General features: G+C 74.3%; 10 protein-coding genes. 8 read left to right on the top strand and 2 right to left on the bottom strand.

The genetic code is table 11. The annotated features are described in order from the left end of the window. Positions 1-146: 146 nt before the first annotated feature. Entirely contained in the window at positions 147-1421 is a 1275-nt protein-coding gene (locus tag ACZ7KF_RS00660; protein ID WP_471067760.1) for an ROK family transcriptional regulator, read from the bottom strand. Positions 1422-1563: 142 nt separating this feature from the next. Beyond that, entirely contained in the window at positions 1564-2808 is a 1245-nt protein-coding gene (locus ACZ7KF_RS00655; RefSeq protein WP_471067757.1) for an FAD-binding protein, read from the bottom strand. 106 nt (positions 2809-2914) lie between these two features. Here ACZ7KF_RS00655 and ACZ7KF_RS00650 point away from each other — a divergent pair, with 106 nt between their 5' ends. The 8 genes from ACZ7KF_RS00650 to ACZ7KF_RS00615 all read left to right on the top strand — a co-directional run bounded on the left by ACZ7KF_RS00650 (position 2915) and on the right by ACZ7KF_RS00615 (position 12783). After that, positions 2915-3922, top strand: a complete 1008-nt coding sequence (locus tag ACZ7KF_RS00650; RefSeq protein ID WP_471067754.1) for a hydroxyacid dehydrogenase — start codon at positions 2915-2917, stop codon at positions 3920-3922. Positions 3923-4045: 123 nt separating this feature from the next. Continuing rightward, entirely contained in the window at positions 4046-4720 is a 675-nt protein-coding gene (locus tag ACZ7KF_RS00645; protein ID WP_471067751.1) for a pyridoxamine 5'-phosphate oxidase family protein, read from the top strand. Between the two features lie 58 nt (positions 4721-4778). Continuing rightward, positions 4779-6122: a radical SAM protein gene (locus tag ACZ7KF_RS00640; protein ID WP_471067748.1), complete on the top strand. Its 1344-nt coding sequence runs from the start codon at positions 4779-4781 to the stop codon at positions 6120-6122. A gap of 236 nt (positions 6123-6358) precedes the next feature. Continuing rightward, positions 6359-7846: a cellulose binding domain-containing protein gene (locus ACZ7KF_RS00635; protein ID WP_471067746.1), complete on the top strand. Its 1488-nt coding sequence runs from the start codon at positions 6359-6361 to the stop codon at positions 7844-7846. A gap of 254 nt (positions 7847-8100) precedes the next feature. Continuing rightward, entirely contained in the window at positions 8101-9195 is a 1095-nt protein-coding gene (gene rsgA / locus ACZ7KF_RS00630; RefSeq protein WP_471067743.1) for a ribosome small subunit-dependent GTPase A, read from the top strand. Positions 9196-9400: 205 nt separating this feature from the next. Next, entirely contained in the window at positions 9401-10798 is a 1398-nt protein-coding gene (locus ACZ7KF_RS00625; protein ID WP_471067740.1) for a bifunctional transcriptional activator/DNA repair enzyme AdaA, read from the top strand. Further along, positions 10795-11283, top strand: coding sequence for a methylated-DNA--[protein]-cysteine S-methyltransferase (locus ACZ7KF_RS00620; RefSeq protein WP_471067737.1), 489 nt, complete (start codon positions 10795-10797; stop codon positions 11281-11283). The genes ACZ7KF_RS00625 and ACZ7KF_RS00620 overlap by 4 nt, the downstream gene beginning before the upstream one ends. Before the next feature lie 219 nt (positions 11284-11502). After that, the gene (locus ACZ7KF_RS00615) at positions 11503-12783 is read left to right on the top strand and encodes a GDSL-type esterase/lipase family protein (protein ID WP_471067735.1); all 1281 of its coding nucleotides are present in this window, start codon (positions 11503-11505) and stop codon (positions 12781-12783) included. Positions 12784-12846: the final 63 nt, after the last annotated feature.

The raw sequence follows: 12846 nt of genomic DNA, 5'->3' as shown, positions 1-12846 counted from the left end.
CACTCCTTCGGGAACCCGAGGAAGTACTGCCGGAACAGGAAGCAGGTGAAACCGCTGGGTCGTGTGGTGCGGGACGCTCCCCTTCGGCTACTGCTCCGGCAAGGGGTTGGACGAAGTGGGGGCGAGTTGTTGCACGCGGTTCGGGATCACGAACGGGCTGAACGAGTGGGGGAGGTGAGGGGCGAGGGGTGCGCGGTACGGCTCCTTGCGACGGTGCGCTTCGCCGTCCGTTGCCCGGCCGACTGCAAGGCCCCCTCCAGCGCGAAGGTCGCCGCGCCGAGGGACACCGGGTCGGTGGGGATCGGGGAGAGGACGATCTCGGTGGCGGCCAGCGGCCGGCGCAGCGCGTGCCGGGCGACCGCCCGGCGGACCTCCCCGAGCAGCGGCTCGCCCAGCCGGGAGGCCACCCAGCTGCTGAGGACGACCACTTCGGGGTTGAGGAGGTTGATCAGGTCGGAGACGGCCGCGCCCAGATAACGGGCCGTCTCCCGGACGACCTTGAGCGCGACCGGGTCGTCCTCCGCCATCGCGCGGGCCAGCGCGTCGATGGTGGCGGTCTGGTCCCCGGGGTGCAGCAGTGCGGAGTGCGGGCTCAGTTCCCGCAGGTTCCGCATGATGCCGGGCGCGCCGACGTACGTCTCCACGCAGCCGTGGTTGCCGCAGTGGCACGGCCGCCCGTCCAGCACCAGCGTGGTGTGCCCCCACTCGCCGGCGCTGTTGCTCACGCCCCGGTGCAGACCGCCGCCGAGAGCCAGGCCGGCGCCGACCCCGGTGCCGAGGTTGACGACCACGGCGTCCCCGCGGCCCCGCGCCGCCCCGAACCACAGCTCGGCCACCGTGCAGGCGCGCAGCGGGTTGTCCAGGTACAGCGGGTGGTCGATGTGTTCGGCGAGCAGACCGAGCAGCGGCACGTCGTGCCAGTTCCAGTTGGGCGCGTACTCGGCGACCCCGGTGTCCCGGTCCACCTGGCCCGGCACGCTCACCCCGACGCCGAGCACCCGGGTCGCCTCGATGCCGGCCTGGGCGACCACCGAGCCGACCGCGGCGGCGACATGCCCGACCACCTGCTCGGGCCGGCTCTCGCCGGGCCGCATCTCCTCGTCGGCGCGGGCCAGCACGTTCAGTGCCAGGTCGAACAGCTCCACGTGGACGTACGTCTCCGCGATGTCCACGCCGATCAGCGCGCCCCCCGACGCGTTGACGGCGATCAGCCCGCGGGGCCGGCCCCCGGCCGAGTCCTCGAACCCGACCTCGGTGATCATGCGGAGGTCCAGCAGCTCGCCGACGAGCGTGGCCACCGTGGCCAGGCTCAGCCCGGTGGCCGCCGCCAGCTCCTGACGGGAGGTGGGAGACTCGGCGATGATCTGGCGCAGCACCTCGTAGCGGTTCGCGGTGCGGATGTCACGTGATGTGCGTTTCACGCTGCCGTCCCTCCCGTCCCGTCCGGGCCAGCTCGGGCCGGGGCGGGACCGGCCCCGGCGCGAGCGCCAGGCTATGGGCTGGGAGGGGCTTTCGACAAGGGGTTAGGAAAGGGGCTGGAGAAAGTGCCCGACCGAGCGGCCCTCAGGGGTCGAGGAGGTCCCGCACGAAGGCGTTGGCGAACGTGCCGGCGGGATCCAGGAAGCGGACCAGGGCCCGGAAGTCGGTGAACCGCGCGTACCGCGCGCGGAGCACGGCCGAGGGGGTCCCGAAGACCTTCCCCCAGTGCGGACGCGGATCGAACGGGTCCAGTACCTCTTCCAGTCGGCGCACCACCGGCAGCACCGCGTTCTCGTCCCGCACCCAGGTGAAGTGCAGCGCGACCGAGTCCCGTCCGTGGGCCGGGCTCAGCCACTGCGCGTCGGCGGCGACCGTACGCACCTCGCAGGTCTGCAGCACCCCGGCCACCGCCTCCCGGATCCCGTCGACCGCGTGCAGCGCGTCGAGGGCGGCCGGCCGCGGCAGCAGGTACTCCGACTGGATCTCCTCCCCGCTGCTCGGCGTGAACCGGGCCCGGAAGTGCGGCAGCCGCTCGTGCCAGGGACCCGGCACCCCCAGCTGCTCGGTGCAGTTGGCCGCGGGCATCCCCGGTACCGGGTGCAGCGGCCCGGCCGCGGGTGCCGCCCACGGGAAGTCCACCGCCGGCCGGTCCGTGCGCCGCTTGACCCACACCTGCCGGAAGCCCGGCTGCCGCCAGTCCGTGAAGAGGCTCACGCTGTACCCCGCGGCCGCGACCGCCTCGAAGTCCAGCCCGTGCAAGGGGAGTTCCGTGTACACCCGCTGCTCGACCTCGTACGCCGGCTCCAGGTCGAGCGTGAGCGCGGTGACGACGCCCAGCGCGCCGAGGGAGGTCACCACACCGTCGAACCGCGAGTCGTCCCGGCCGATCGTCCCGGTCCTGCCGTCCGCGAGGACCATCTCCACCTCCCGGACCGCGGACGCCAGCGGGCCGTTGTGCACGCCCGAGCCGTGCGTGCCGGTCGCCACCGAACCGGCCACCGAGATGTGCGGCAGGGACGCCATGTTGGGCAGGGCGAGGCCGTGCGCGTGGACCGCGCGCGCCAGTTCGGCGTAGCGGACCCCGCCCGCCACGCGGACCGTACGCGCCGCCGTGTCGACGTCGATCACCTGCGGCAGTCCGGCGAGGGACAGCAACACGCCGTCCGGGCCCGGGTCGGCGATCCGGTTGAAGGAGTGCCCGCTGCCCAGCACCCGTACCCGCTCCGCGGCGGCCACCACCGCCCGCAGCGCGTCGAGCGTGCGCGGACGCCGGTACTCCTTCGCGGTGTACGTGATGGTGCGGGCCCAGTTCGTCACCGTGTCCGTCATCCTGACGTCCCTCCCGGAGAGTTGCGTGTCCGTTGACCCTCTCATCTGCCGCGACCTACCGTAGAAACCGATTGCCCGTGCGTCGCCGAGCCGGAGGATCAGGTCCTTGACCGAGCGCCCCCCAGCGTTGTTCGCCATGACGGCCCGGAACGTGCCGCACGTCTTCCCGCCGGAGCTGCTCGCGCGGCTGAAGGCGTGTGTGGACATCGACCCCGGCCTGGTGGCGCAGGACCTCACCGACCCCCGGCTGCGGGAGATCCTGGCCCGCACCGAGATCCTCGTCACCGGCTGGGGCTGCCCCCGCCTGGACGCGGCCGTTCTGGACGCCGCACCGAAGCTGCGTGCGGTGCTGCACGCGGCCGGCTCGGTCAAGGGGTTCACCACGCCCGAGGTCTGGCGGCGGGGCATCGCCGTCTCCTCGGCCGCCGCCGCCAACGCCCTGCCCGTCGCCGAGTACACGCTCGCCATGATCCTGCTCGCCGGCAAGGACGTGTTCGCCCTTCGCGACCGGCTGCGCGAGCGCCGCGCCTTTCCCTACGGCGGCATCCTCCCCGGCATCGGAAACCACGGCCGCCGCGTCGGCATCGTCGGCGCCTCCCGGATCGGGCGCCGGCTGATCGAACTGCTCCGCCCGTTCGACCTCGCGGTCGCGCTCGCCGACCCGTACGTGGACGCGCCGGAGGCCGCCCGCCTCGGCGTACCGCTGCTGCCGCTGGACGAACTGCTGCGCACCTGCGACATCGTCACCCTGCACGCCCCCCAGACCCCCGAGACCCGGCATCTGATCGACGCCCGCGCACTCGCCCTGATGCCCACCGGATCCGTGCTGATCAACACCGCGCGCGGCGCCCTGGTCGACCACGAGGCGCTGATCGCGGAACTGCGCGGCGGACGCCTCGGCGCGGTGCTGGACGTGACCGACCCCGAGCCGCTGCCCGCCGACTCGCCGCTGTACGAGCTGCCGAACGCGTTCGTCACCCCGCATCTCGCCGGCTCGCAGGGCAACGAGGTGGCCCGCCTCGGCCGCACGGTGGTGGAGGAGGCCGAGCGGCTGACGTCGGGCGCGGAGCTGCGGTACGCGGTCGACGAGGCGGAACTGGACCGGGCGGCGTGACGCCCGGCTCGGCCGAGCGGCGGCGCCGTAAGGAACCTGCGGATTTCGTTGCTCATGAGGGGCAGTTACTACTGGAATCGCAATTATGTGGTCTGTCGAGTGCGCAATCGGTAGCGTGCGGGCATGACCATGGAATCTCTCCCCGCCACTCTGCCCGTCACCGACCGCACCCGGCACCGGCGGCTGCGTGAGCAGGGCAGTCTGCAGCGGGCGGACCTGGAGGCGATCCTCGACGCGGGGTTCGTCTGCCACCTGGGGGTCGTGATCGACGGGCGGCCGGTGGTCGTGCCCACCGTCTACGGGCGCGACGAGCGGTGGCTGTACCTGCACGGTTCGGTGGCCGGCCGCAGCCTCGCCGGGGACACCCCGGTCTGTGTGACCGTCACGCACGTCGACGGTCTGGTGCTCGCCCGGTCCGTCTTCGAGCACGGGGTGAACTACCGCAGCGCCATGATCCACGGCACGGCCCGCAAGGTCACCGGGCCCGAGGAGAAACTGGCGGGGCTGCGGCGGCTCACCGAGCACGCGACGCCCGGCCAGTGGTCCTACGCCCGGCTCCCCGACCGGAGGGAACTCGCCGCCACCACCCTCCTCGCCCTCTCCCTCGAAGAGGCCTCCGTCAAGATCCGGACCGGCGCTCCCGACGACGGCGACGGCCCCGACGCCGCGCTGGGGCTGTGGGCCGGGGTCCTGCCGCTGACCGCCGCCTGGGGCGAGCCCGTACCCGACCCGGCGCTGCCGCCCGGCACCGCGGTACCGGAGCACATCGCGCGCCGAGCGGGGACCCGCCACGGCTGACGCGCGGACGGGGGCATACGGTGAGAGGCGCACGCCTGAGCCGGGAGGAGACAGACGGATGGGCAGTCGTACCGCGCTGGTCGAGGATCTGATGGAGCGGTTCCCGCACGTGCCGCGGGAGGCCGTCTTCAAAGAGGACCTGCTCCGGGGCGGCGTCGCCTTCGACCCGTCCGCCCTCAGCGACAACGAGAGCGGCGAGGTCAAGCCGAAGTCGTACTTCATCTTCTCCTTCGACCACGGCACCCTGCCCGAACTGGGCGAGGCCGCGCTGCGCCGCCCCCCGGAGGAGATCATCCTCACCGGCGGCCCGTACGACCTGCGCCGTACGGTCGTCTCCGTGCGGGTGAACCCCGCCTCGCCGTACCGGGTCGCCGCCGACGAGGAGGGGCTGCTCGGGCTGTACCTCGACGGGAAGCGGATCGCCGACGTGGGGGTGCCGCCGATGCCCGAGTACTACCGGCACACCCTCTCCAACGGGAAGTCCGTGATGGAGGTCGCGCCCACCATCCAGTGGGGGTACCTGATCTACCTGACCGTCTTCCGCGTCTGCCAGTACTTCGGCGCCAAGGAGGAGTGCCAGTACTGCGACATCAACCACAACTGGCGCCAGCACAAGGCCGCGGGCCGGCCCTACACCGGCGTGAAGGACGTGGAGGAGGTCCTGGAGGCGCTGGAGATCATCGACCGGTACGACACCCAGAAGGCGTCCACGGCCTACACCCTCACCGGCGGCGCGATCACCAAGACCGTCGCCGGCCGGGACGAGGCCGACTTCTACGGCCACTACGCCAAGGCCATCGAGGAGCGCTTCCCGGGCCGCTGGATCGGCAAGGTCGTGGCGCAGGCGCTGCCCAAGGCGGACGTGCAGCGGTTCAAGGACTACGGCGTGCAGATCTACCACCCCAACTTCGAGGTGTGGGACCGCCGGCTGTTCGAGCTGTACTGCCCCGGCAAGGAGCGGTACGTGGGCCGGGACGAGTGGCACCGCCGGATCCTGGACTCCGCCGAGGTGTTCGGCGCGCGCAACGTGATCCCGAACTTCGTGGCGGGCGTGGAGATGGCCGAGCCCTTCGGCTTCACCACCGTCGACGAGGCCATCGCCTCCACCACCGAGGGGCTGCGGTTCTTCATGTCGCACGGCATCACCCCCCGCTTCACCACCTGGTGCCCGGAGCCCACCACCCCCCTCGGCAAGGCCAACCCGCAGGGCGCGCCGCTCGAGTACCACATCCGGCTCCTCCAGGCCTACCGGCAGACGATGGACGACTTCGGCCTGTCCTCCCCGCCCGGCTACGGCCCGCCCGGCCCCGGCCGCGCGGTGTTCTCCGTCAGCTCCTTCATGGACAGCCTCCCCGCGGACACGCCGGCGCGGGAGACGGCGGAGGTGCCCGCGCGGGGGTGATCCGGCTCCGGAAGTCGGCCCGGCGGTGAGCCGAACCGTCTCCGCGTCCGTACCGGAGAGCGGAGTTGCGGGTTCATCGCGGCACGCGGCCGGGCCGACACCGAGGGTAACCGGATGTGAACAGGCCGCTTGTCAGTTGTGTCGGAGACGTGAAAGGCTCTGTGCCTGCCGCGAGGTTCCCAGCAACTCGCCTATCCCTTTGGTGAGTTGACCTCGCTCGTGGATGCAGGAGTTCCATGCCCGACCTGCCGACCCCTCAGGACGACATCGAGGCCGCACTGTTCTCGGAGTGCTGGGACGCGGTGCTCTCGTACGCGGACCTGTGCACCTCCGGGTCACTGACGGCCCATCAACTCGCCACCGAGGCGTTCACGCTCGGCATGCGCGAGGTCCGCGCCGCCGCGAGCACCCATGTGCGCGGCGGCCGGCGCACCGCACGGCTGCCGACGATCCCGGCGCTGCTCACCGCCGTACGCAACACCGCCGCCGCCTGGGAGGCCGACGGACAGGGGCACCGGCTCGACCCCGATCTGCGGCTGTGGCTCAACGCCGAGGGCGCCGCCCGGTTCTCGGGGCCGCCGCTGCGGCGCCCGGTCGCGCTGCGCGCACTGCGGGACATGCAGGAGGCGGACGCCGCGCTGCTCTGGCTGGCCGAGGTGGAGGCCCTGCCGCTGCCCACCGTGGCCCGCCGGCTCGGACTGGACCCGGCCACCGTCGCCGACGAACTCGACCAGGTCCGCACCCTGTTCCGCGACCGCTGCCACCGCGCCCACCTCGACTCCCCGATGGACGCGCAGTGCCGCAGCTACGCCCGCCTCCTGGACGCCGTCACCCGCTCGCCCTCCGCCGAGACCCCCGGTGACCTCTCGCGGCACCTCGCCACCTGTGTGCAGTGCGCCGAGGCCGCCGCCTGCCTGCGCCTGCACGGCGGCGGACTGCCCGCCGCACTGGCCGGCGGGGTCATCGGCTGGGGCGGCCTCGCCTACCTGGAACGGCGCCGCCGCGCCACCGAGGTCCGCCTCGGCGCGGGCCGCCCCGACACCGCCCCCGCCGACCCCGACGAGGGCGCGGGCCGCAGCCGGGTCCTGCGCGGCGGGCTGCTCGTGACCGCGGCCCTGCTGTCGGCGCTGGCGCTCGGCGTGTCGATGATGCCGTTCGACGGCTCCGGCGACGGCACCGCGGCCGCCCAGGAGGACCGGCAGCCGGTCGCCGACCCGGACGTCTCCCGCACCGAGGCCGCCCGCCCCACCGCGACGGACTCGCCCTCCCCCCGGCCTTCCGCCCGGCCTTCGACGACCGTCACCACCCCGCGGACGCCCCGCCGGGAGAAGCCGGACCCCGAACCCCAGGGCACCTCCTCCACGACCGCCGGCGCCGGCGCGGGGCCCGGCCGCACGACGGAGCCGGCCCCGGCCTGCCACGTCGCCTACGACCTGGACAGCCAGTGGCCCGACGGCTTCCAGGCCACCGTCACCGTCACCACCGACCGGGCCCTCACCGGCTGGCAGGTGTCCTGGACCTTCCGCGACGGCCAGCAGGTCGGTCAGATGTGGGACGCCACCGTCCACCAGGACGGCTCCCGCGTCACCGCCACCGCCGCCGACTACAACAAGACGGTCGCGGCCCGCTCCAGCCTGTCCTTCGGCTTCCTCGGCTCCTGGCGGGACCAGAACCGCTCGCCGCGGGACTACACGCTCAACGGCGAGCCCTGCACCGCGGGTTGAGGCCGACGGCGGGGACGTTCGGGGACGTGCGGAAAATACGTTGACGCACGTCCCCGCCCACGGGCTACAGTTGCCGGGCACGCCGAGGTGGTGTGTGCGAACGCGAGCGAGGACGAGGAGGTGTCGACCGATGGCTGTCACTGTGCTGGGCGCTGCCCTCATCCAGGAACTCCTCAAGTCCACCTCCGTGGCCACCGGCTGAACCCACCGCGCACCTGCGCGCCTGCCCGGGGCCACCCTGTGAAGGGTCTCCCTTGACTTCCACCTCTGCTGTGTCCTCCGCGCTGACTCCCTACGGCTGGGACGAGACCTGGGCCGACGCGTTCGCTCCGTACGAGGCCGACGGGCTGCTGCCCGGACGGGTCGTCCGGGTCGACCGCGGTCAGTGCGACGTCGTCACACCGGTCGGCACCGTCCGTGCCGACACCGAGTTCGTCGTGCCCCGTGACCCGATGAAGGTCGTGTGCACGGGGGACTGGGTGGCCGTCGACCCCGACGGCGACCCGCGGTACGTGCGGACCTGTCTGCCGCGCCGCACCGCGTTCGTCCGCTCCACCTCCTCCAAGCGCTCCGAGGGACAGGTCCTCGCCGCCAACGTCGACCACGCCGTCGTCGCCGTGTCCCTCGCCGTGGAACTCGACCTCGGCCGCGTCGAGCGCTTCCTCGCCCTCGCCTGGGAGTCCGGCGCCCAGCCCGTCGTCGTCCTCACCAAGGCCGACCTCGTGCCCGACCCGGCCACCCTGGCCCACCTCGTGCAGGACGTGGAGACCAGCGCCCCCGGCGTGCCCGTGCTCCCCGTCAGCGCCCTGCACGGCGACGGACTCGACGTGTTCGTCGCGCTCGTCGGCTCGGGCACGAGCGTGCTGCTCGGCCAGTCCGGCGCGGGCAAGTCCACCCTCGCCAACGTGCTCGTCGGCACCGACGTCATGGCCGTGCAGGCCGCGCGGGACGTCGACGGCAAGGGTCGCCACACCACCACCACCCGCAATCTGCTCGCCCTGCCCACCGGCGGGGTGCTCATCGACACCCCCGGGCTGCGGGGCGTCGGCCTCTTCGACGCGGAGAGCGGCGTCGGGCAGGTGTTCGCCGAGATCGAGGAACTGGCCGAGCGGTGCCGGTTCCACGACTGCTCCCACGAGTCCGAGCCGGGCTGCGCGGTGCGCTCCGCCGTGGAGAGCGGGGAGCTTCCCCTCCGGCGGCTGGAGAGCTACCGCAAGCTGATGCGGGAGAACCAGTGGATCGTGGCCAAGACCGACGCCCGGCTCCGGGCCGAGATCAAGCGGGACTGGAAGCGGAAGGGGGCGGAGGGAAGGGCGGCGATGGAGGCCAAGCGGGGGCGCTGGAAGTAGTCGGGCACGCCGTGCCGGGACCGGGCGGGACACGGGGCGCCGAAGGCCGGCGTCCCGTGCCCGGGCCGGGCGGTCCGGCGGGTGCGGCCGGGCAGGCGTCCGCTGCCGCTGCCGCTGCCCGGGGGCGGGGTGGCGGGCGTGGTCGGGAACGTCACGTCCGATTTCCGCTGGCCCGCCCCCTCGGCCCCGGCCCACACTGGAACACGTGAAGGACGAAGACAGCAGGTACGAGGCGGTGCGCAGCCGCGACGGGCGGTTCGACGGGGTGTTCTTCTTCGCCGTCGAGACCACCGGGATCTACTGCCGCCCCAGCTGCCCGGCCGTGACACCGAAACGACACAACGTGCGGTTCTTCGCCACGGCCGCCGCCGCGCAGGGCTCCGGCTTCCGGGCCTGCCGCCGGTGCCGGCCGGACGCCGTACCGGGCTCGGCGGAGTGGAACGTCCGCGCGGACGTCGTCGGCCGGGCCATGCGCCTGATCGCCGACGGCGTCGTGGACCGCGAAGGCGTCGCCGGGCTCGCCTCGCGGCTCGGCTACAGCGCCCGGCAGGTGCAGCGCCAGCTCACCACCGAGCTGGGCGCCGGGCCCGTGGCACTCGCCCGGGCCCAGCGGGCACACACCGCCCGCGTCCTGCTCCAGACCACCGAGCTGCCGGTCACCGAGATCGCGTTCGCGTCCGGGTTCGCCAGCGTGCGGCAGTTCAACGACACCATCCGCGAGGTGTACGCGGGAACACCGACCCAGGTGCGCGCCACCGCCCCCCGCGGCCGGGCCGCCCGCCGCGCCGCACCCGGCGCGGGCATCCCCCTGCGGCTCGCCCACCGCGGCCCCTACCAGGCCGCCGCCGTCTTCGACCAGCTCGCGCGGGAGGCCGTGCCGGGTGTCGAGGAGGTGACCGGCGCCCCCGGCGCCCGCACCTACCGGCGCACCCTCCGGCTGCCGTACGGCACCGCGCTCGCCGCCGTCCAGGAACGCACCCACGCCCCCAGGACCGGCACCGGCACCCACCTCGGCGGCTGGCTCGACGCACGACTGCACCTCACCGACCCCCGGGACCTCACCACCGCCGTGCAGCGGCTGCGCCGGCTGTTCGACCTCGACGCCGACCCGTACGCCGTCGACGAGCGGCTCGGCGCCGACCCCCGGCTCGCCCCGCTGGTCGCCGCCCGCCCCGGGCTGCGCTCGCCCGGCGCCGTGGACCCGTTGGAGCCCGTCGTGCACGCCCTGGTGGGCCGGGCCGGAGCCGAGCGGCTGGTGCACCGCTACGGCAAGGTGCTCGACGCGCCCCACGGGGGCCTCACCCACCTCTTCCCGGAGCCCGCCGTCCTCGCCGAGGCCGAACCGGACGGCCCGCTGGGCGCGCTCGCCGCGGCCCTCGCCGACGGCGTCGTCCGGCTGGACCCGGGCGCCGACCGGCACGACGCCGAGAAGGCCCTGCTCGCGCTGGACGGCATGGATCCGGCCACCGTCGCCACCGTCCGCGTCCGCGCCCTCGGCGACCCCGACGTCGCCCCGCCCGGCGCCGACGTCCCCGACACCTGGCGGCCCTGGCGGTCGTACGCCCTTCAGCATCTGCGCGTGGCGGGAGAGCCGATCCGATGACCACCGTCTACTGCACCCACCTGGCCGCGCCCGTCGGGCGGCTGCTGCTCACCGCGGACGCGGACGGCGCGCTCACCTCGCTGTCCGTGCCCGGACAGAAGGGCGGGCGCACCGTCCAGGAGGACTGGCGGCACGACCCCGGGCCGTTCCGCGCCGCGGCCGACCAGCTCGCCGCCTACTTCGCCGGCGAACTGGCGGAGTTCCGGCTGCCGTTGCGGGCGTCCGGCACCGACTTCCGGCAGCGGGTGTGGGCCGCCCTGGACGAGGTGCCGTACGGCGCCACCGCCACGTACGGCGAGATCGCCGCCCGGATCGGCGCACCCCGCGCGGCCGTCCGCGCCGTCGGCGGGGCGATCGGCGCCAACCCCCTGCTGATCGTGCGCCCCTGCCACCGGGTGATCGGCGCGAACGGCTCGATGACCGGATACGCGGGCGGCCTGGAGCGCAAGACGTGGCTGCTCACCCTGGAGGGCGTCCTGCGCTGAGGCACCGCCTGCCGGAGCCGGTGCCGGTGCGGATGCGGATGCGGGAGGGGGCGTCGGGCAGGGGTGCGGTGCCCGGCCGGAGGTGTGCTTCCCGTGGCGGCCGGTACCGCTCGCCGGAGGCGTTGCGCCGAGCGGGTGGACCGGCGCCGACGTTCCGGTGGCGCGGTCCCGTCGTGTGGCACGGTCACCTCCGACGAGCCACCGGGAAGGGCGGCACACATGGCCACGGTCGTACGGGTCCTCGCGGTTCTCCTCCCGGCGCTGCTGCCGGGCCTGACGGTGCCGGCCGTCGCCGAGCCGGCCCCGCTGCCCTGGACCGGCAGCTGGGAGACCGCGCCCTCCGGGACCGCCGCCGCGCTGCCCGGCGCCGCCGTCCGCAACGTCGTCCACCTCAGCGTCGGCGGTGTCGCCGTCCGCGTCCGGCTCAGCAACCGGCTCGGCACCCGGCCCCTGCGCCTCGGCGCGGTCACCGTCGCGCTGCGCCGGGCGGCCGGCCCCGACGCCGTACCCGGCAGCCTGCGCACCGCCACCTTCCACGGCGCCCGGGACGTGACCGTCCCGCCGGGCGCGGAAGCGGTCACCGATCCGGTACGGCTGACCGTGCCGGCCGCCGCCGACCTGCTCGTCACCGTCCACACCCCGGACGACTCCGGGCCCGCCACCTACCACCGCACCGCCCTGCAGACCAGCTACCTGGCGCGGGCCGGCGCCGGCCGGGCCGCCGACGAGGACGGCACCGCGTACACGGCGACCATCAACCGTTGGTACTACGTCACCGGCGTCGACGTCCGCGGTGTCACCGCCGGCAGCGTCGTCGCGTTCGGGGACTCGCTGACCGACGGCAACGGCTCCACCCCCGACGCCAACCGCCGCTGGCCCGACCGGCTCGCCCAGCGGCTGCGCCCGTACCGGCTCGGCGTCCTCAACGCGGGCGTCGCCGGCAACCGCCTGCTGCACGACGGCACGGGACCGAGCGCCCTCGCCCGCCTGGACACGGACGCGCTCGACCGGGCCGGGGTACGGGTCCTGGTCGTCTTCGAGGGCATCAACGACATCAAGGGCGTCCCGGAGGCGAGCGACGCCGGCGCCTACGCGGACGCCTACCGCGCGCTGGTGGCCCGCGCCCACGCCCGGGGGGTCCGGGTCGTCGGCGTCACCCTCACCCCCTACGGCGGCTACTCCGCCTGGACCCCCGCCCGCGAGGCGGTACGGCTCCAGGTGAACGGCTTCATCCGCACCGGCGGCGCCTTCGACGCGGTCGCCGACGCGGACGCCGCCGTCCGCGACCCGGCCGACCCCACCCGCATCCTGCCCGCCTACGACCCCGGCGACCACCTGCACTTCAACGACACCGGCATGGCCGCCGTCGCCGACACCGTCCACCGCGTGCTGATCCGCCGCCCGGTCGGACCCGTCCTGACGGGCGGCACCCGGCCGGCCACACCCGTCACCCCCACAGCACCGCACCCCGCCACGCCCCCGCGATCAGCGGGCGGGTGAACCGTTCCGCCGGCACGCCCGAGCCGCCCGGCCGCATCGCCGTCCGCCCGCCCGGAGTGCCGA

Source organism: Streptomyces sp. NPDC038200 (genome assembly GCF_055600785.1).
The sequence above is the reverse complement of the archived record's forward strand: the minus strand, read 5'-3'. Positions and strand labels throughout refer to the sequence as shown.